This window comes from Leptospira brenneri (assembly GCF_002812125.1).
GTDB lineage: Bacteria > Spirochaetota > Leptospiria > Leptospirales > Leptospiraceae > Leptospira_A > Leptospira_A brenneri.
The window spans coordinates 177,710-199,053 of the sequence record NZ_NPDQ01000005.1 but is presented as its reverse complement, the minus strand read 5'-3'; the positions used below and the strand labels follow the sequence as shown (position 1 = coordinate 199,053).

At 38.1% G+C, this 21,344-nt stretch carries 16 protein-coding genes; 8 read left to right on the top strand and 8 right to left on the bottom strand.

What is annotated here, in order from left to right; genetic code table 11:
• The first annotated feature begins 143 nt into the window (after positions 1-143).
• Genes CH361_RS12365 through CH361_RS12355 form a run of 3 tightly spaced genes read left to right on the top strand, consistent with a single transcriptional unit; the run spans position 144 to position 6,547 of the window.
• Positions 144-1,496 carry an adenylate/guanylate cyclase domain-containing protein gene (locus tag CH361_RS12365; protein ID WP_100791124.1) on the top strand — a complete coding sequence of 451 codons (1,353 nt, stop codon included), beginning with the start codon at positions 144-146 and terminating at the stop codon, positions 1,494-1,496.
• A 51-nt stretch (positions 1,497-1,547) separates the two neighbouring features.
• Entirely contained in the window at positions 1,548-3,248 is a 1,701-nt protein-coding gene (locus CH361_RS12360; protein WP_100791123.1) for an ABC transporter ATP-binding protein/permease, read from the top strand.
• Complete coding sequence (locus CH361_RS12355; protein WP_244279841.1) at positions 3,212-6,547, top strand: GH36-type glycosyl hydrolase domain-containing protein; 3,336 nt, start codon at positions 3,212-3,214, stop codon at positions 6,545-6,547. The genes CH361_RS12360 and CH361_RS12355 overlap by 37 nt, the downstream gene beginning before the upstream one ends.
• A 66-nt stretch (positions 6,548-6,613) precedes the next feature.
• On the opposite strand, the gene CH361_RS12350 is transcribed toward CH361_RS12355, so the two are convergent.
• Both CH361_RS12350 and CH361_RS12345 read right to left on the bottom strand, forming a co-directional pair.
• Entirely contained in the window at positions 6,614-6,958 is a 345-nt protein-coding gene (locus tag CH361_RS12350; protein WP_002975525.1) for a P-II family nitrogen regulator, read from the bottom strand.
• A gap of 20 nt (positions 6,959-6,978) precedes the next feature.
• The gene (locus CH361_RS12345; protein ID WP_100791122.1) at positions 6,979-8,367 is read right to left on the bottom strand and encodes an ammonium transporter; all 1,389 of its coding nucleotides are present in this window, start codon (positions 8,365-8,367) and stop codon (positions 6,979-6,981) included.
• Positions 8,368-8,617: 250 nt separating this feature from the next.
• On the opposite strand from CH361_RS12345, the gene CH361_RS12340 reads away from it, so the two are divergent.
• Together CH361_RS12340 and CH361_RS12335 are read left to right on the top strand one after the other, a co-directional pair.
• Positions 8,618-10,153 carry a deoxyribodipyrimidine photolyase gene (locus CH361_RS12340; RefSeq protein WP_208861434.1) on the top strand — a complete coding sequence of 512 codons (1,536 nt, stop codon included), beginning with the start codon at positions 8,618-8,620 and terminating at the stop codon, positions 10,151-10,153.
• The gene (locus CH361_RS12335; RefSeq protein WP_100791120.1) at positions 10,150-10,434 is read left to right on the top strand and encodes an ATP-dependent Clp protease adaptor ClpS; all 285 of its coding nucleotides are present in this window, start codon (positions 10,150-10,152) and stop codon (positions 10,432-10,434) included. The genes CH361_RS12340 and CH361_RS12335 overlap by 4 nt, the downstream gene beginning before the upstream one ends.
• Before the next feature lie 75 nt (positions 10,435-10,509).
• On the opposite strand, the gene CH361_RS12330 is transcribed toward CH361_RS12335, so the two are convergent.
• Positions 10,510-12,570, bottom strand: coding sequence for an adenylate/guanylate cyclase domain-containing protein (locus CH361_RS12330; protein ID WP_100791266.1), 2,061 nt, complete (start codon positions 12,568-12,570; stop codon positions 10,510-10,512).
• A 46-nt stretch (positions 12,571-12,616) separates the two neighbouring features.
• On the opposite strand from CH361_RS12330, the gene CH361_RS12325 reads away from it, so the two are divergent.
• The 3 genes from CH361_RS12325 to CH361_RS12315 all read left to right on the top strand — a co-directional run bounded on the left by CH361_RS12325 (position 12,617) and on the right by CH361_RS12315 (position 16,022).
• Complete coding sequence (locus CH361_RS12325; RefSeq protein ID WP_100791119.1) at positions 12,617-13,936, top strand: class I SAM-dependent RNA methyltransferase; 1,320 nt, start codon at positions 12,617-12,619, stop codon at positions 13,934-13,936.
• A gap of 49 nt (positions 13,937-13,985) precedes the next feature.
• Positions 13,986-15,113, top strand: coding sequence for a SpoIID/LytB domain-containing protein (locus CH361_RS12320; protein WP_100791118.1), 1,128 nt, complete (start codon positions 13,986-13,988; stop codon positions 15,111-15,113).
• A 66-nt stretch (positions 15,114-15,179) separates the two neighbouring features.
• Positions 15,180-16,022, top strand: a complete 843-nt coding sequence (locus CH361_RS12315) for an HDOD domain-containing protein (protein ID WP_100791117.1) — start codon at positions 15,180-15,182, stop codon at positions 16,020-16,022.
• Between the two features lie 20 nt (positions 16,023-16,042).
• Here the strand turns inward: CH361_RS12315 and CH361_RS12310 are convergent, their stop codons facing one another.
• From CH361_RS12310 to CH361_RS12290, 5 genes are read right to left on the bottom strand one after another with little or no spacing between them, the layout of a single operon-like run.
• Positions 16,043-17,278, bottom strand: coding sequence for an adenylate/guanylate cyclase domain-containing protein (locus tag CH361_RS12310; RefSeq protein WP_100791116.1), 1,236 nt, complete (start codon positions 17,276-17,278; stop codon positions 16,043-16,045).
• Between the two features lie 8 nt (positions 17,279-17,286).
• Positions 17,287-18,102, bottom strand: coding sequence for an NADH-quinone oxidoreductase subunit B family protein (locus CH361_RS12305; RefSeq protein WP_100791115.1), 816 nt, complete (start codon positions 18,100-18,102; stop codon positions 17,287-17,289).
• Positions 18,099-19,529 carry a hydrogenase large subunit gene (locus CH361_RS12300; RefSeq protein ID WP_100791114.1) on the bottom strand — a complete coding sequence of 477 codons (1,431 nt, stop codon included), beginning with the start codon at positions 19,527-19,529 and terminating at the stop codon, positions 18,099-18,101. Before CH361_RS12300 ends, CH361_RS12305 begins: the two co-directional genes overlap by 4 nt.
• Entirely contained in the window at positions 19,517-20,734 is a 1,218-nt protein-coding gene (locus CH361_RS12295) for a proton-conducting transporter transmembrane domain-containing protein (protein ID WP_100791113.1), read from the bottom strand. Before CH361_RS12295 ends, CH361_RS12300 begins: the two co-directional genes overlap by 13 nt.
• Entirely contained in the window at positions 20,731-21,342 is a 612-nt protein-coding gene (locus tag CH361_RS12290) for a formate hydrogenase (RefSeq protein ID WP_100791112.1), read from the bottom strand. The genes CH361_RS12295 and CH361_RS12290 overlap by 4 nt, the downstream gene beginning before the upstream one ends.
• Positions 21,343-21,344 lie beyond the last annotated feature (2 nt).

Below are 21,344 nucleotides of genomic sequence, written 5' to 3'. Positions count from 1 at the left end.
ATTAGTTTATTTAACTAAAGCAATTAGTTTTTCACGAATCCAGAGAGAAATGAGGAGATTTTTCTAAATTTTAGATGTTTTCCGACTTGCCCTAAGTTAAAAAAGGAGAGAAAATTCAATTACCAGAGACATATTGGTGATACATGCATATTGTTACCTTTGAAGACAAAGACAATTTTCCACTCGAAACAAACAAACCAGGGGCCACCATCCTGGAAACTGCCTTAAAACACGAATATCCCCTCTACCATCTTTGCGGGGGAAATGCCAAATGCACAACTTGTCGAGTTTTTGTTACCGAAGGTCTTTCCCATCTCAGTAGCCGTAATGATAGAGAACAAACTCTAGCTGATAGAAAAGGTTGGCCAAAAGAGATTCGACTGGCTTGCCAAACTGAAGTATTTGGAGACGTTTCCCTTCGCCGGATCATCAAAGACAATAAAGATCTCAAAACAGTTACCAGTGAATCCAAATCTTCTAAAACTGGAGAAGAATGTTATGCGGTGATCCTTTTTCTTGATATCAAAGGATTCACAGCTTTTACAGAAGCAAGTCTTCCTTATGATGTTGTTTTTGTTTTAAATAGATTTTTTCAAGAAATGAGTGAACCTGTTTTAAACAACGGTGGGGAAATTGATAAATTCATTGGAGATGGGATTTTAGCTTTTTTCCAACTAAAGAATAGAGATCAAATCAAAACAGCAAACGAAGAGAAAATCACCGAAGCCAAAAGAGAAACAATTCATTCAGCAATTCGTGCTTGCCTTCGTATGTTTGATCAATTGAAAAAATTCAACTTAGAAATGAAAGATAGGTTTAATTTTAGTTTCGACATCCGCATTGGACTCCACGCAGGAAATGTAATTTATGGAGACATCGGACATTCTGAATACAAAAGCCAAACAGTCCTTGGGGATACAGTAAATGTTGCGAGTCGACTCGAAGCACTTAATAAAAAAACAAATACAAACTTCTTAGTATCTGATGAAATTTATAATCAAATTGGTTCTTCTCTTTCCGTGAATAAAAAAGTAATCACAAGACTTCGTGGTAAGTCAGAAAAAATGACAGCTTATTCTGTTCTTGGATTCAAAAATTCAGACCCCATCCTTCGCATTCAAAAATCATTTGATCATGTTTTAGAAAACAATCCACATTGGATCGATGATTATTTAAGTAAGTTAAAACACTTTGTAGAGGAAAACCTTCAAAAAGAAATGAATGAAAACGAATTACTTGTAGAACCTCACGAGTTTTTAAATGCGATAGAATCCATCATCGAGAAATTAGGAAACCCCATCTCTTTAAAAAAGGGAGTATCTAAACTAACCTCTATTTACGAATCCATTGGAATTTCAAAAAAGGAATTTCCAAAACTTGTACCCATTCTTATTTCTTCTATCAGAGAAAATCTTCCTTCTGAATGGAATGCAGATTTAGAATCGATCTGGCACCAAGTAACAATGGATTTGACGATCGAAACAATCGAGTCATAAAAACCTCCTTGCATTTGTTTTAAAACTCTGCTTCCTTATAAAAGGAAACAAATGCCTTTAGATAAAAAAACAAATTCATCCCAGAACTGGGTGCGTTTGACAAATACCATACGCCAGTTAATCAAATCAAAACAAGGCCCTACGGCCATTCGTTACGGGATCACCCTTGTTTTACTCGTGATTTCCTTTAATGTCTTCAATGTCATCAATAGTTATGTAGGCCGAGATTTTATATCTTCGATTGAACAAAAGAACATGGCGGCTTTTTATACCAATGCAATCCTTTATGGAATTGTGTTTATCATTTCATCTGCAATTGGTTCTATCAATCGATATGCAGAAGAAAGGCTTGGAATTCTTTGGCGAGAGCAACTCACATGGCGATTAACAAATAATTATTTAACGGAAAGAACTTTTCACCAAATCATGAATGCACCTGGGATCGAAAACCCAGACCAAAGGATCACCGATGATGTAAAGGCATTTACAACAACTACAATTTCATTCACCTTACTCTTCATAGGTGGAGTTTTTTCGGCAATTTCTTTTTCCGGAGTTCTTTGGAGTATTAATCCGATACTATTTTTAGTAGCTGTTGTTTATGCTCTTTCTGGCACATTTTCTACCATTTTTCTTGGTAAATCTCTGATCCGCCTCAATTACGATCAGTTAGATATGGAAGCAAGTTACAGGGCAGACCTTCTGCATATACGCCAACATGCAGAATCCATTGCAGTGACTCATAGAGAAGCTAGAATGTCTGTGAGATTAAAATCCAGACTTCGCAAACTAGTTAACAACTTTCGAAAACTCATTTCAGTCAACCTCCGCTTGAGTTTTTTTACAAATAACTACAATTACTTTATACAAATTATACCAATGCTGATCATTGCGCCCAGTTATATGAGGGGTGAAATCGAATTTGGTGTGATCACCCAAGCTGCCCTTGCATTCACGACCTTACTCAATGCATTTTCTCTGATTGTGACCCAGTTTCAATCTATTTCTGCATTTTCTGCTGTGGTCAAACGACTCCATTCTCTTGAGGCTGCGATGTTTGTAACTGAAAAAGAATCAAAAGAGAAAAGAGAATCTAACTACAGCGCTGATGAAATTCACTTCCAAAACTTAACTTTATATTCAAATGATCGGTCAAAACTTTTATTAGACCATTTACAACTCACTGTCCACAAAAAGGAACGTTGGCTCATTACCTCACTCGATGAAACGGTAAAACTTAGTTTGTTTCGATCGATTGCAGGAATTGGAAATCATTCCGAAGGTAAAATTAGTAAACCTAGTTGGGAAGAAGTATTATTCCTCCCCGAACAACCCTATCTTCCACCAGGGAGATTGCGTAACGTCATTGTACCGGCATACCTAAATCTAGAAGTATCTGATTCGGAAATCCTAACTGAATTACAAAAAATGGGACTTGAAACTTTGATCCGAAGATTTGGTGGCCTTAGGACCTTAAAAGAATGGAACGAAGAACTTTCCTTAGCTGAAAAATATAAAATTGCAGTGATCCGTGTCCTTTTTGTTAAACCAAAATTTTTGATTTTAGATAGGCCTGGATCGGTTTTAGGAAAATTTGAAATTTCAAAAATTTTAAAATTATTTCACAAACTTGGTGTGGCCACTGTTGTCATTGCAAAAGACGAAGAAACAGTTTTGGAATATGATTACCATCTCCATATTTCTCATTTTGGGAAATGGAATTTAACCCCTATGAATGGAACCAAAAACTAATGTTACAAACTATAGAGAACCAATCAGGTTTAAAGATTCGAATTTTAGAAAATGGAAATATTCATTCCATCCGATTTCAAGAACTACTTATTAACTTATATCTTGGGAACGAAATGGAACCAAGTATCAGTAATATTTATTTAAGAATATACAAAAAAAACAATCTCGATGTTATTCCTTTACTCGGTCCCAAATCAAATGCAAAAACCCAAACAGGAAACATGAGTTTTTTTTCCCAAGGGAAAAACGATGAAATTGATTACGCGGTGTTTTTGGAACTGCATCCTCACCTTCCTACCTGGCGATACAAAGTTCAGATCACAAACAAAACAAAAGAACCATTCGAATTTGACTTAGTTTACGTTCAAGATATTGGAATCTGTGACTACTCTGCTTCTCGATTGAACGAATACTTTGTCTGCCATTACATCCACCATGAACCCATTCACACAAAGGATTATGGTTATGGAATTCTTTCCAGGCAGAATGAATCTGTATCAGGAAATCATCCGGCTTGTTTTTTATTTAGTACAGAAACCATTCAATCTTATGCAACCGATGGGATTGATTTAATTCCGGATGCAATTGAAAAGCCACTTATTGGAAAACGAAGACAAGGAGAACATTCGATCTTAGGACTAGAAAGGATTAAAACTCACCTAAATCCCGAAGAAGCAAAAGAAACCTCCTTTTACGGACATTTTTTCCCAAATTTAGACCAACTCAAATCTTTTCCAAACGTTGAGAACTTGGTCTCTCAAGTTACCAAAGACTGGAGTCCTAGTCCAAATTTTGAATCAAAAAATTTAGAACTGACACAAAGTCTTTTTACGATCGCAAAACAAATAGAAGGTGAAAATCCGAAGGATCCTCTTTTAAGAACTTACTTCCCAAATGAATGGAGAGAAATAGAAACGAATGAATCAGGAGAAATTCTATCCTTTTTTACCGATAAGTTCACCCATGTGGTACTCAAAGAAAAGGAAGAACTTTGTTTACGTCCTCATGGACAAATCCTAAGAACAGGATACCCAACCATTCCCGACGAATCCTCTCTCACTACCACCTGCTATTTTAAAGGAATTTTTTTATCCCAACTCACAGAGGGCCATACTAGCATCAACCAATACATCTCACGTAACCATAGTTACCTGGATTATTTTCAATCCTATGGGTTCCGTATATTTATCGAAAAGGATTCCGAGTTTCTACTCCTAAACTCTCCTTCTCTGATTTCTATGAAACCAAATTCTGTTGAGTGGATTTACTTCTTAGGAATAGAAGATTTACGCATTCAAATAAAAACAACAGAAGACCACAAAATCAAATTCGAACTAACAACAACGAGTCAAAAATCCCAAAACTTCCTTCTATCCTTTCATATTGCACTGGATGGGGACAATGGTTCCCTAGAAAAACCACCGGTCATTACTACAAACGAAAACAAAATCCAAATCAAACCAAACCCAGAATCCTCCATCTATCAAAGATTAAATGGAAAAGGATTCACAATTCAATCAGATGGTCTTAAGTCTTGGCAAGTATCTGATGATCGGCTCTTATTCCTTGATGGAAAGTCAAAAAACCAACCTTATCTCACAGCCCTTGTATCCGTTGATTCCAGTCTCCAATTTTCCATCCAAGGTGATTTGGGTTCCTCTCCGAACGAAATGGTAAGAGCCAAAAAAGAAATATTTTCCCACACATCCAGGTTGCCGCAAAACAAAATCAAAAACAAAGAATCATCTTCCTTAGAACAAATTAGCGAGATCCTTCCCTGGTTCGAACAGAACGCGGAGATTCACTATTTGAATCCAAGAGGACTGGAACAATACTCTGGAGGAGGATGGGGAACAAGAGACGTATGCCAAGGTGCTTTTGAGTATTTACTGGCTTTGGGCAAAGTAGAGTATTGCCGTAACTTACTTCTTAGAGTATTTGCAGAACAAAACGAAGATGGGGACTGGCCACAATGGTTTATGTTATTTCCAAGAGATAAAGAAATTAGGGCCAGTGATTCACATGGAGACATTCTTTATTGGCCGATACTCGCGTTATCCACTTATTTAGAGCGAACAAGTGACCTTGATTTTCTAAAGGAAAAAACCAGTGGGATTCACCGCAAAGAACCTAGATCCATAAGGGAAGCCATAGAACAAACGGTTTCTCTTATAAACAAACGTTTGGTGGAAAATACAAACTTACCCATTTATGGAAATGGAGATTGGAATGATTCCCTACAACCAGTAAGGACCGAATTTCGAACCCATTCCGTTAGCACTTGGACGGCAGAATTACAATCCCTGACCTACCGTGCACTGATTACAATTTACCACAAAATTGGTGATTTAGAAAAAGTGAAACTCTACACCAAAGAGCTAGAAACCCTAAACCAAAATATAAAAGAACTTTGTATGTCCGGTGGAATTCTTACAGGACTCAAATTTTTTGGAGGAGGAGATTCTGAAAGTTTTTACCTACACCCCGAGGATAGGAAATCAGGGATTCATTATAGCATCCTTCCTATGATTTATGGAATTTTATCAGAAGTATTAGATTCTAATGAAGTAGAAACTCATCTATCCATTATCAAAAAGTATCTTATGGGACCTGATGGAGTTCGACTCTTTGATTCTCCAATATCTTATTCCGATGGGGAAAGTTTAGAATTCAAACGAGCGGAAACGGCAAGTTACTTCGGTAGAGAAATTGGTCTTATGTACACACATGCGCACTTACGTTTTTGTGAAGCACTGGCGTATATGGGGAAGTCAGAAGAATTTTTTCACTATTTGAATTTAATCAATCCCATTGGAATTCAGAAAAAAGTTCCCGCAAGCAAAATAAGACAATCAAACTGCTATTATTCGAGCTCTGATGGTTCTTTTTTAGACCGTTATGAAGCTGGAAAAAAATACAAAGATTTGTTATCAGGGAATATTCCTTTGGAAGGTGGTTGGCGAGTATATTCCAGTGGACCTGGAATTTATATCAAACTAGTGTATGAATGTTTATTCGGGATTCGTATCTTCGAAGATGGTCTGGAATTGGATCCAGTTTTACCAAAGGGCTTAGATGGATTACAGTGGAACGTTCAAATCTTTGATCAGAATCTTACGATCATTTATCAAGTGAAATCAGAAAATGCGCAGATTGAATCAGTCAAACTAAACGAAACGTCGATTTCATTCCAAAGGAAAGAAAACCGTTACCGCAAAGGTGGTGTTAAGATCGAATTTAAAGATTTAAGAGAACTACTAAAAGAAAAAAAGAATGAACTTGTTTTAGAGTTAAGATAAAAATAAAAAACGTGTAGGGAAACTTTCCCCACACGTTTTCCGATTTTTCCTTTAATGAAAGGAAGTTTAAATAGCGCTTTTTCCTTTCTCGCCAGTTCTGATTCGAATCACATCTTCAAGAGGAGTGATAAAAATCTTTCCGTCTCCGATCTTTCCATCACCACTTTTTGCTGCTTTTAAAATAGCATCAACAGTTGGTTTTACGAATTCATCGTTAACTGCGATTTCTAAACGAACTTTTCTGAGTAAGTTTACAGTATATTCGTGACCACGGAATACTTCAGTTTTACCTTTTTGTTGTCCGTAACCTTGAACATCAGATACTGTTAGACGATAAATTTCGTTTTTAGTTAATTCTGCTTTAACTTCTTCCAACTTATGTGGTTGGATGATTGCAATGATCATTTTCATAATGTTATACTCCTATTCCCTTAACCACGAGCTCGGATATTGAAATCAGGGTAAGCTTCTGCTCCGTGTTCCCCAAGATCCAAACCACTAAGTTCTTCTTCTTCAGCCACTCGGATTCCACCAGCAAGTTTTAATACAAACCATAAAGCTAGAGATAAAACGAATGTAAATCCACCGATTGCGAGTATTCCGTAAAGTTGTGTTAGAATGGAAGGAACTTCTACACCAGCAGGAGCACCTTCGTATCCGAAAATTGCTACAGCTAATGTTCCCCAAATACCACAAACTAAGTGAACGGAAGTTGCACCCACCGGGTCATCAATTTTGATTTTGTCAAAGAAAAGAACAGATAATACTACGAGTGTTCCAGATACCGCACCAATGATGGCAGCAGATGTAGGGCTTACGATCGCACAAGGTGCAGTAATACCAACAAGACCAGCAAGTGTTCCGTTTAGGATCATACCAAGATCAGGTTTTTTCAAGATGACCCAAGCAGTGACAGTAGATGCAAGTGCACCAAGAGCTGCAGAGATGTTAGTTGTTACGATTACGTGAGCCATAACACTTCCATCACCTACTCCCATAGTGGAACCTGGGTTAAAACCAAACCAACCGAGCCAAAGGATAAGAGTTCCAAGAGCTGCAGAAGTCATGTTATGGCCAAGGATTGGTTTAATTCTACCGTCTGGTAGGTATTTCCCTTTTCTTGCTCCAAGAACGATGGCACCAGCAAGAGCTGCCCAACCACCTACAGAGTGTACTACGGTAGATCCAGCGAAGTCATGGAAACCGAGTTCGGAAATCCATCCACCACCCCATACCCAGTGACCTGTGAACGGATATAAAAATGCTACGAGAATAAAGGAGAAGATAAGGAAGGAATGAAATTTAATCCGTTCTGCTACGGCTCCTGACACGATAGTTGCTGCTGTTGCTGCAAAAACTAATTGGAAGAAAAATTTTGCAAAAAGTGGGATTCCTGTCCAATTCATAGAAGAATACACACCTTGGTATGCATCCCCGATTGCAGGAGAATTATCAGCTCCACCTAAGAAAAAAAGACCTTCAGTTGCTAAAAACGGAGATCCATCACCAAACATCAAACCCCAACCGATTGCCCAGTAGGAGAAAGTTGCTGCAGCAAAAACAATAAAGTTTTTAGCGAGGATGTTCACGGTGTTCTTCGATTGAGCAAAACCCGATTCAACGAGAGCAAAACCGGCATTCATAAAGAATACCAACATACCTGCTACGAGCACCCAAAGGGTGTCTAAACCAACGGTTAAAGTTTGGATTGCGTTTGCGGTTTCCTCTGCTGGGTTCGCGACGGTTGCAGCTTCATCTGCAAAAAGGAACATCGGAACAACCAGGAGAAGGAAGGCGATTGATTTGAAATACTGTTTCATATTACCATGTTTCCTTTCCATGTTATTTGCTTAGTATCAGTGCAAGATTGGTACCCGAATTAGATTCAACTGGCATCTTTCTTAAAAAAATTCCCCAAATGCCTATAAAACCTCCATTTTGTTTATATTTTTTGTTAATTTAGCCCATTCAATTTTTGTAATGAATTGCAATGTCGATGCAATATGCTTAAAAAAGGGGCGACCGGTCCGTTTACTGGGCAGGTGATCCTCAATTTCTCCTTAGATTCGAATGAAAATTATCCAACCGAATGAAAGTAGATACCCTCTAATAAAGGTGAATGAGGAAAGAATTCGGCTTTGTAATCAAAAACCGTTACAAGCTAGCGGACAGTATGTCCTCTATTGGATGCAAGCCTACCGTCGTTTTGATTCGAACCATGCCTTTGCATATGCGGTGAACTTAGCAAAAAAAAATAATAAGGAACTGGTTGTTTATGAAGGTTTACGTTCCGATTATCCCTGGAATTCGGAAAGAATTCACAGATTCATTCTCGAAGGAATGTATGACAACCAAACAAGAGCAGACGAATTAGGAATCAACTACTGGCCGTTTGTGGAATCAAAATCAAATCCCGCAAGAGGGATCTTAAAAGAAATATCCAAAAAAGCTGTGGCCATAGTCACAGATGACTTTCCTTGTTTTATCATTCCCGAACAAACATCCAAACTTGCAAATAAAGTAGATTGTCCTCTTTATTCTGTTGATAGTAACTCCCTACTTCCCTTATCTCGGTTTTCCAAAGAAGCTAGTGCTGCAAGGATTTTAAGAATTTGGATTCATAAAGAATTTTTAAAAGGAATGCCTGAGAAAACCAAACAAAAATGGAAAAAGGAAGACCTTCAAGGTTTAAACCAAAATTCAAAACCTCCGAATGCGTTTGGACTCCCTAAAGATTTAAATTCTTTTTTAGATTCCTTTGATTTTAAAGAAAACGTTTCTCCCGCCAAAGGAGTGAAAGGTGGTCGTATAGAAGCACTCAAAGTTTTAAAGACCTTTGTTACTAAAAAGTTACAAGAGTATGAAACAGGGCGTTCCAACCCCAATCCTCCCGAAATCACAGCAACTAGTGGACTTTCTCCCTACTTACATTTTGGATATATTGGAATTGAAGAAGTTTTCCAGTCTGTTCTAGATATTTCCTCTGGGGGGAAATGGAACCCAGAACGAATGAGCCACCAGAAACCAGGAGACCGCGAACATTTTTATTCGGAATCCACTTCCGCCAATCACTTCTTAGACGAGTTAATCACTTGGAGAGATATTGGATATTTATTCTTTTGGAAAAACAAACCAAAAAAAATCAATTTAGAAAATCTTCCTGACTGGGTAAAAATCAATTTCAAAAAACATAAATCTGATACAAGGGAATATATTTATTCTTTAGAAGAGTTTGAATCTGCGAAAACTCATGATGAACTTTGGAATGCGGCTCAAATCGAACTAGTCAAAACAGGAAAAATTCATAACTATATGAGAATGTTATGGGGTAAAAAAGTCATTGAATGGACAAACACTTACGAAGATGCCTTTGAAATTCTAGAACATCTCAATAATAAATATGCTTATGATGGAAGAAATCCAAACTCTTATACAGGGATCTTATGGTGTTTTGGGCTCTTTGATAGACCCTGGTTCCCAGAACGAAATGTATTTGGGAATGTTCGATTTATGTCTTCCGATTCAACAAAAAAGAAGTTTAAAATGAAATCCTATTTGGAGTATATTGGTGAACTGAGCGGAACCTCCGACTCACTTTTTCCATGACAGAACAGAACGAACCTGCTACATTTGAAGAAACAAAATCAAAATTTGATTCTGTCTATTTCTACTTTGTTATTTTATTCAATGATTCCATTAATGAGTTTTCGTATGTAGAAGACTGTTTGATGAAACTTTGTTTCAAAACAAAAAAAGATGCAAAAAAAATAGCAATGGAAGCACATACCAACGGTAAGGCCGTCTGTTTTCAAGGCAGCATGGAAGAATGCGAAACCGTTGCAGAGAATATGACAGGTGCAAACTTAACCGTTGTTTTAGGCGTATAAGACCAATCGAAAATAAACAAACCACCAGAACAAGGTAGAAAGTTCCGGTGGTCACAAGTCACAAAAGACCCAAAGTTAAACTCCTGGTCTTGGTTTTACCTTGGTCACAAAGTATACTTTCACCGGCTCCGCTTTCCCTTTGAGAGCCAGTTCCTTGATGTCTTCATATTCGATGTATTCACTCCCTCCAGCAGCAAGAAAGGCAGCTTCCGAAACGGCTACTTTTCCAGGAATTCCATGACTTTCCAACCTTGCAGCCGTATTAACAGCGTCTCCAATCACAGTATAGTCCATACGTTTGACAGAACCAATATTACCGACAATGGCTTCCCCAAAATTAACACCAATCCGCAAACGAAAGGTTCCTGGAGGTAGGCCAAGGTCACGATTGATCTCTTCCATTCTTTTTTGCATATCCACAGCACAAGCCACAGCTTTATACGCATCCAGTTCTGTCTGCTTGGGTGCTCCCCAAAATGCCATAATCGCATCCCCAATAAATTTATCCAAGGTCGCAGAATAATGGAAAATCAAGTCGGATAAGGATTCAAAAATGGTATTTAAATTTTGAAGGACAACACCAGGAGGATTTTTTTCAGCAAAAGTAGTAAACCCAACAATATCAGAAAACAAAGTAGCAATTTCCCTTTCTTCGCCACCTAACTTAATATTGTCGGCAACAATCGTTTCCATAACTGCTGGAGAAAAATAACGAGAGAGTCTATCCTTTTCTTCTCTTTGTTTTTCTACAAGTCTCCTAGAATCAATCATGTTCTTAACAATGGAAAGGGCCACGGAAACAGAAAAAGCAGCAAACGCATAATCCTTTAAGAAAGTATGACTTGGATACCATTCCCACTGCATTTCCACTAAGACATCATTCAAAATCAAACCAATAAACGCTAAAAGTCCAAATGAAACCGTTCCCATCGAAGGAACTTTTCTTCCAAGGAAAATGATATAAAATAGTGCCCCACCAAGAAGGATTGTGACAAAACTCCAATAGAAGAAAAACTTAGATAGAAAAAGGAGATTGGGTGAGAGAAGAACAACTAACGCAGAAAGAACACCTGCGATATCAATGTACCGATTGGTAATTTTGATCCATCCCTGTCTAACATGAGCAAAACGGACTATAAAATTAAAAAGTAAATGTACAAGGCCAATCCAAGCCACATATTCTATTTTTTTAATCCAAAAACCGTCTCCCAAGACGGAATAAATAATTTGGCTTTGAAACAATGTATTTAAAGCCATAAAGATGGAACCTAACGCGAAGTAAATGGTTGCGTCATCTTCATTGCGAAACAAAAACTGCCAGTATAAATAAAAACTCCCCAACAACAAAGTGAGTACGATGACAAAAATCTTTTTGAAGTCGTTCCAATACTCGGCTCGTTCTGAATATTTCACCGAAGATACATAAAATTTATCATGAGAGAGGCCAGGACTCAAAGAATACTTCGCATAAACACGGACTGCCAAAACATTCGGTTCGTCCGTTTTTAATTGATCGATTGGGATTTGATAAAATCGAATTTTATCGCTATAGAGTGATTTATCCTCTAACTGGGAATTTTCTTCCGTGTCCAAATGAAGGCCAGTCCCACCAATGAACTTTCCATTCCAATACACAGCATCTGCTTGGCTGATTTGCCCAAGTCTTACGGATAGGTTTCTCGATTTGAATTTATTACGGATGTCCTCAGCTGTAATTCGAATTTCAGTTCGGTACCAAGCGTAACCTTTGTAGGTTTCCTTAAATTTGGTAAAGTCAGGAAAGTACAACTCTCCATCTCCATCCTTTACTTTGTTCCATGCGGTTTGCACCTGGAACCCAGAAATCCAACCGTTGCGAACCGATTCCCCTAGTTGGATTTGTGCATGGGCAAATCGTAAGGCTCTTGTTTGTCCGTTTTCTTCATCCAAATACAAATCGTCTTCTTCCGTTTCCGTCACAAGGGGGGAATCACCTGGTTTAAAACTCCATTTGTGAACCGACTGGCCAAAAGAAGTCTCCGACCTAAGATCTAAAATTTGGTTGGTGAGGAGAACCTGTGCCGAAACGGGTGAGAGAAATCCCGCAAGAAGAAGGAATGTATGAAATAAACAAAAGAGTCTTTTCGAAAAAACCATGTCGGAAATCATATAAAAATCAAAAGGAACTGGCAAGTATAAAACATTGGATAAAGTCATTGTGGAAAGTTTAGATTCCGACTTTTCAGGAATCGTCACTGCACCTAACGGAAAAAAGGTGAATGTTTTTTTTGCCTATCCCGGAGACGAACTCCATGTCGAGTATGTCAAACGAAGACCAAGACAAAGGTCTTTACGCATTCAGGAAACAATCCGTAACCATGACTGGAAATTGGTATCTTGCGATGTGTTCGGAGAATGTGGCGGTTGCACTGGCCAACACATCGATTACAAACAACAATTAGAACTCAAATTTTCTCCCATCCTCCAAGCTTTCCAAAAGGATTTAGGAATATCCATTCATCCACTTCCTTCTGAACAAATTTATGAATACAGATCTCGAATGGATTTTTCCGTTTTCCCTGGACCGATCATTGGACAAAGGCAAAGAGGAAACTTTCGAAAGGTAGTTCCCATCACATCTTGTTCCATCCAATCTCACTGGGCCAATGAAGCTTTAAAAAACGTACAATCTGTACTCAATCAAATGCCAGAAGTGATCTGGGATCGTAAAAATGAAGAAGGTGGACTCAAATACCTCACCATCAGAAAGGCGCAGAACACAGAGGATGGAATTTTAATTTTTACTTTTACAGATGGATACGAATCACACCCTTCCATGGAAAAATTTCGTAACCTTTGTTTGACATCCCTTCCCCAAGAATCTTTACTCTTTTGTTACAACAGACCCAAATCGGAAGTTTCTGCTTTCGGAAGGCCCGAAATTTTAAGAGGTAAATCTACGTTTACAGAACAAGTTCTAGGGGAAACTTTTCAGATTCCTTTTGATTCATTTTTCCAACCAAACCCAAAAGGTTTTTTACCGATTCTCTCTTTTATCAAAGAACGGTTACCAAAATCTGGAAAAAATCTGATCGATTTATTTTGTGGAAATGGTTTTTTCTCTCTGTTATATGGTGGTTCTTTCGAAAATGTCGATGGTTATGAACTAACGGAATCTTCGATTGCCATTGCCACAGAAACTTTCCAAAATCGGTATCCGGAAAAATCACATTCCTTTCAGATCGCCAATCTCTTTATGTCCACAGAACTTCTGAAACCGAAAGAGGATGCCACTTTGATTTTGGATCCCCCAAGGGCAGGTGCTGGTAAATTGGTCAACCAATGGATCCGCGATTTTGGGCCCAAACATTTATTCTACGTCTCCTGTAACCCTTATTCACAAAAAGAGGATGTATCCACCTTCCTTCCCAGTTATGATTTTATGGATGGAATCCTAATTGATCCCTATCCTCACACTCCTCATACAGAATCAGTGCTTTTCTTTCAAAGAAAGTCCGTATAAATCCCTTCACCAATTTGGGGAATCCTCCGAAATTAGAAGGGAGGTTACTATGAAGATTCAAAAATCGATTTTATTTTTTTGTTTGGCCATTTTAGGGCAAATCGGTTGTACGAGTGTGATGGTCACCAATTGGACACCGGATGATTCTGGTTTTAAATCTAAGCCGGTTCGTGTATTACTTGGTTATGCGACAGACGAAGAAGTATTTAAGTCAAGTGGCGAAATGATTGTTCGAGATGCCAATGATCTTACAATCAAAAGAGCATATGATTTTTTATCCTTAAACCCCACTGCCCTGAAAGCGCCAATTTCAATCCAAAGTAATTCGGAATGGATTGAATACAAGGGAGTGAGTTACAGAGGGACTGTTCTTCTCAAACCCATTGATGGTAAAGTTTATATTCTTAATTTAGTTCCAGTAGAAGCTTATCTTTTATCCGTAGTTCCCTCTGAAGTCAGTGCCTCTTGGCCAAAAGAAGCCCTCAAAGCCCAAGCCATTTGCGCAAGAACTTATGTAGTAAGAGAAATGTTAAACAGAAAAAAACAAGAGTTCGATGTGGACACTTCTACCAATACACAAGTGTACAAAGGAAAAAACAAAGAACATCGAAATACTTCAGAAGCAGTTTTTGAAACAGAAGGACTCATCCTCATTCATAAAGGACAACCCATTCAAAGTTTTTTCCATTCAAATGCAGGTGGATACACGGAAGATCCAGTTAATGTTTGGGGAAGTCCTGTAGAATATTTAAAACCAGTTGCATCCGAATACGACAAAGATGGGGAACAATATTCTTGGGAAGAAAAATGGAAAACTGATTTTGTAAATACCAACTTACGAGATTTAGGCGTTGGTGAGATCCAAGACATTTTAGTGACAAGTAGATTCCCTTCTTCAAGAGTCAATGAAATCGAAATCATAGGAGCTTCTGGATCCAAAAAAATCAAAGCAACTGAGTTTCGAAAAAAATTAGGAGCCACCAAACTCAAATCCACAAGGTTTGGAATTCGAAAAGAAGAGTCCGGTGATTTTTATGTGAAAGGTTTAGGTTCTGGGCACGGAGTCGGAATGTCTCAATGGGGAAGTTTTGCTATGGCAAAAAACCAATTCAATCACAGGGAAATCCTACAACACTACTTCAAGGGAATTGAATTCGCAAGGATAGTCGCCCGGTAGTTTTTTCCCGTTTTTCGGTTTCCCTTTGTTCCTGGTTTGAGAATCTGACTTTAGGTTCCAAATCCTATGGCTACAGTTGAAGAATATCTCTCGCAAATCAAAGACCTGACGATTGTACCGCCGGTCTTACTTTCCGTACTTTCCCTAGATGATGACAATGAGCTCTCCTTTGGGGAATTAGAAAAAAAAGTCCAATCGGATCAAGTGTTAGTAGCAAGACTTTTGAAACTTGCAAACTCACCTTTTTTCTCAAGAGGAAATCCTGTAGCTAACATGAAACAGGTGATCACTCGTTTAGGATTCAAAACAGTGCGAAGTATGGTCGCTATGTCCATGACAGATTCCCTATTTAGCCAAGGTAATTATAAAAAATTCCGAGATGAAGTTTGGGATCACTCTGTTGCAAAGGGAATCTTTGCACAAATTTTATGTGAAGAGAAAAAATTCAAAAAAGAAGCAGAGCTTGCCATCACATGTGGACTCATGCAAGACCTTGGACGAATTGTACTCAATACCATTGATAGAACAAAATATATAGAAGTGCTTACCGAATTCCAAACTTCTGATGTTAGTTTGATTTCGCTTGAGAAAAAATTCTTCGGTGTGGATTCCTACGAAATGGGAAGTGCTGCAGCGAAACTTTGGAAAATGCCAAACATCATCATTTCTTCCATTGAAGATCTATCCAAACCAGTCACGGAACAATCAGCTCTTGGACAAATCATTGGATTTGCCGGAGTGATTGCAAAATTAACTGGTCATGGAAAACAAGAACCAGGGACCTTAGAAAAATTTGAAGAATACAAACAGTCCCTTAGTCTTGAAATTGAAGACCAAAAAGTTTTTTTAACAGCCAAAGACGAAAAACTGAAAACAAACGAACTCTATCAGTTTTGTAGTACGCTTTAAAAGCAACACTTACAATAAAATTACGAGAGGGGTTTTACACTTAAAATTCTGTGTAACCCTTCTTTTCCTTTGATTTTTACAGGTTCCAACTCTTCGTAACGATATTTATTCGCATAATCTTCAGGTAAAAAATTATACAGTCCTTCTGAAACATAAACATGCATCGGTTTGGCAATGGACTCAAGCCGGCTCGCCATATTAACAGTGTCTCCAACAGCAGTATAAGAAAGTTTTTGAAAGGAACCAACGTTTCCCACGATTGCTTTCCCTGAAGCCAAACCAATTCCTATTTGAGGAGTGAATCCATAGATTTGTTGCCATTTTGGTTGCCAAAGTTCAAACACCTGCACCATTTCCACAGCACAATCTAGTGCGTTTTGCCTATGGTCTTCTTGAAAAACTGGAGCGCCAAACAAACACATGATGGAGTCACCAATATATTTATCGATCATTCCGCCATATCCCAAAATGACTTCTGTCATGGCAGTAAAGTATTCATTTAAAAAAGAAATGACTTGTTCTGGTTTCATTTTTTCAGAAAGAGTCGTATAACCACGAATATCTGAAAATAATACGGATACTTCTTGTTCTTTTCCTTTTTGATCAAGCGAAAGAGTATTGTTCATCAAACTCTCTACAATGATAGGATCCACATACATACCGAAAACATTTTGCATTTTCTTTTTTTCGGTTTCTAAATTCAGTTTCTCTTCGTATTCCTTCTCCAATTCTTTTTTGAATTTTTTAACCATTGTATTCAAATCTTGAATTTCGGATTGGTTCATTCCATACAAATCTTGGAATCGTTTCAAACTATCATCCATTTGAATGGAAACAACTTTTTTACGATAAATCTCTCGGAACAAATTTCTAAACCGATGTTCCAAAACATTTTTCTTTAACCTACGTTTACTGAAGTATTCGTTGATCCCTAGTTGAAAGGCATGGATGGGAAGTTGTTTTCCCTCGGCCTTCGTAAACACAACTACGGGAAGTTCTGATGGACCGGCTAAATCCATGATCATTTCCAAAATGGATTCGCTGCTATCTTCCAATTCCGGAAACTGGATTTCCGTTATTAGAAGATCATATTGGTTTTTTTTGATTTCCTCTGCTCCGTTATCAAAAACGGAGCGCCAGGTAAGTTCGATATAATCCCCAAACCATTCCACAAGTAATTGGGAAATGGTATCATAGGATTTTTTTTGCGGTTCTAAAACCAGGACACGAACGATTTCTTCTTTTTCTAAATCCACTCGCCTTATTATTCATTCTCTAAAATTTTGTGAAGCGCCTCTTGAAATCGGAAGGAAAATCTTCCCATTAAAAGACGAAAACCTTGCAAAATCACGTCTGGCCTTGGGGGATCTCCTGAAATGTAAAGGTCCGGCTCTTTCGGCAACTTACCTAAGGCATAAAGACCTCCACTGACCGCTTCCGTTCCGCAGGCGATGAGTGCTTTTGGTTCCGCAATCACATCCCATGCTGTTTCCAAAGGACCTGCCATATTCTGTCCTACTGGCCCAGAAAAGACAATGGCGTCAGCATGTTTGGGGCTAGCCACGCAACGTACCCCTTCTCTTTCCGAATCAAAAACAGAATTAAACGAAGCGTTTAGTTCTGATTCGACTGTATTGTTTCCAGAAGCCGCAACCTCTCGGTAAAGAAAACCTCTCTTCTTGGTTAATTCTTTAAATCGCTGTTGATTTTCAGTCAGTGGAAAAGGTAAGTCAGTTACTTTTTGCATTCGGCCGGATTTGTAAGTGACTTTCAATTCATCACGACTTAAAGCAAAAGTATAGATAAAACCTGAATCACGAAGGGAACCATCCGAGACCTCGGTGCACATACCACATTGCAAACATTTACCATAATCAAATTGAACCTCGGAGTCGGAAAGAATCCGCATTGCTCTCGTTGGACAAATTTCTGCAGACCGAACCAAGGTCTTAGTTCCTTGTTCTAGTTTGGAAGTAGGAACAGGAATACCTCGACTTGTTGGATGCACAGGAGACGCGGTATCAAAATTCAATACGTTCTTTGGGAAAAGAAAACTTTTTAACTCATATATAAAATTCATAAATCAAACCCAACATAACTAAGATTAAACGACTTATTGTTCAAAGGGAAATCACCGACCTGTTCTCCACGGACAGCAAGTTCCAATGCATGCCAATTGAGAACAGAAGGATCACGAATATAGGAATTTTTTACAAATCCATCTGAATCGAAATCCAAAGAAACAAGAACTGGACCTCGCCAAGCTTCTACGGCCGCAGTGTAAATTCCTGATTTTGGTTTCCATTCCTTCCAGTCATGGGTATTGGCATAAAAATCTTTTTCAGACCAGAGAGACTCCCAATCCAATTCATCCAAATGTGATTCGATCCATTTTAATGATTGTTCAATTTCCGTATAACGAATGTACATACGTGCCCAAACATCTCCATTATAATGATGGTGTTCTTCTTGCAGGGGTAATGGAGTCCAACCAGGATATTCGAGGTTTCCAATTCTTAAATCATCACCCACTCCAGCCATCCTAGCCACCATACCCAGAAATCCATGTTTCTCAACATCTGATTCCGAAATAAATCCACATCCTTGCATTCTTTCTTTCAAGGTAGAAACAGAAAGTGCTCTTAAAATCTGCGGACGAATTCGTTTAAAATAAACCTTTTTTAAATTAAAAAAAGCATCTTTTGCTTGTTTGGCGGTAATACGTTTATTTGTCCGAACTCTACCAGGACGAATCGCAGCCTTTCCAAACCGATTCCCTGTCCATGTTTCCATAAGACCGAGAGCTGCCCCTCTATCCGTAACACAAACACCATATAATGGATAATATCCTATATCTTCTGAGATACCACCTAAGTCTCCTATATGGACGGCAATCCGTTCCAACTCGACAAGAAAAGAGCGAAATAACTTTACATCAGAAGAAACGGATAACCCATACATTTCTTCGTAGATTTTACTAAAAGCGAGTGCATACCCAACACTTGTATCTCCGGAAATCGTTTCAGAAATTGGCATAACTTCTGTTACCTGTTTTTTTAGTATTTTTTCCCGAATGGCTCTATATTGGAAACCCAAACGAATGCTTAAATGACGAATCACCTCCCCTTCGACCACAAATCGAAAATGACCAGGTTCAATGATTCCTGCGTGAATTGGACCCACTGCATGAGAATAAGTTCCTTCATGAAAAGGAACATGTAATCCATGGTATGCCAAATCTCTAACAACACCTGTTTTTTGATGTAAGGAAAGATTTTTGCCACGATTATCTGATAGATAATCTTCTTCTTTTAAATCCGAATAATCCTCAACCCCCATGTCTTGCCCAAATGCATGACGAACCAACCAAACCGGATACTGAGGATCTAACAAAAAATCGATATTACTCTTTTTAGAAACAACTTCTTCCCGAACCACTTTATGGTCTCGGATGACAAACTGGTGATAAACACCATCAAAACTAGTAATCCCTGTTATCTTTTCCATATATATTCTGCCATAAGATAAGTTAAACCGTAAGTACCAACGCATACGGTGAATAAAAAGCTAAACCAAAAGAATACCAACCGAGTTTGAAGTATCCCATAAACACTTGATTCAAAATTCCGATTGGGCAAACGAACTAAAGGTAAAACTTTGTTCAGGGCAATAAAAAAGAAAACAGCACCGACAATCGGAAAAAGGAATAAAAAAAACATCTTTTGTCTAATCGCTATTTCGATGACCTTTAAATCCAAAACAAAAACTGGCGATAAAGGAAACACAAAAGCAACTAACAAAGCCAATAGATACATATACAATGCTTTATGACTGAGTGAAGATGTTTCCAGAATTTGGGAAATGTTTCTTTTCCCGGCATCCATCCGCAAAATTCCCATCGAGATAAATACAAGTAGCTTTACTAAAACTGTTGTAGATAATAAAAAGTAAAATACCTCATCCGATACATCTAACCACAGAAACAAAGTCAACATACCTGTATGAAAGAGTGCAACCTTTGCAGATATCCTTCGAATGTCCTCACGCGAAAACAAAATCAAAGTTGAATACAAAATAGTTAATATTCCTATAAATAGGATTCCATTTGCCGCATTGATCATATGAGGATTAATTTCACGTTCCAACTGAATGAGTGGCCGAATCGCAAGCACCACACTCACTGGCACAAAAGAAGCTATCAAAGAAGAGATTTGACTTGGACTCTCTGCATATGTATCACCCACCCAAAAATGGTTGGGAACAAGCCCAAGTTTTCCACTATAACCATAAACGGTAAGTAGAATACCTGTTTCGATCAAAAGACCACTTTGACCAACTAACCCTTGCTTTAAGGTTTCAAAATCCAAGTTCTCCAACGGAGTCGAAGCAAATAACAAAATCACTATCCCTAAAAAGGCAAGACCAAGCGCATAGGAATTGATTAATAGAAACTTCCAACCCACATGAAATGAACGTTCTGTCCCACTTGAAGAAATTAATAAAGCACCAAATAAAGTGGAGGCCTCTATTAAAATCCACTTCAGCACGATATTGTCGGTAAACCAGGAGTAAAATAAAGAACAAAAGAATCCAATCTTCAAAAGACTCCATAACCAAATTCGAGTTTGTCCCTTAGTCGGTGCAAAGATCGAAACAAAAAATATCACCAAAAAAGCTAGTACACCAGAAAGGTAAAATAATTCTTTCATCATAGTTTTCTCTCCTTTGTGTGCATATGAGGAGAGAGTTGCAAAATTCCTCCCGAAACAATGACTAGGATTGCATCAAGAAAGGATCCAAACTCAAGTCCAACGGGAAGTCCTTTATCCAACACCATAGTAAGAACAAAAATTCCATTTTCAAAAACACAAAACCCGGCAATGAGAGCAAGCCAGTTTCGCCTAACAACAAAACAAAGCACACCTACATAAACTAACAATATCACATAGATAAGTCCGATTTTATGAACAGGAATGGAAAGAACAGAGACTCCTTCTGTAATTTTTACAGCAAGGACAAGCCCGAGTACCATAAACAAAAGTGTTGCTAAATACCCAAACCGCGGTGCTGTGCTTTCATTCATTTTAGATTTATTTGCTGTCCAATTTAAGACCCAGGGAGTAAGAATCCCCTTAAACAAAACAACCATAACAATCAATGAAATTGCATGTTTCCAATCTTCCTTATGAGTTTGCAAAACAGGGAAAACCAAAAGGAATCCTTGTGCACTTAGGAAAAAGATGATCCGACTCAACCGGTTTTCAACCAAAACCACAACACCGGTAAGTAACAATAATAAGTAAATAAAATCGTATGCCATAA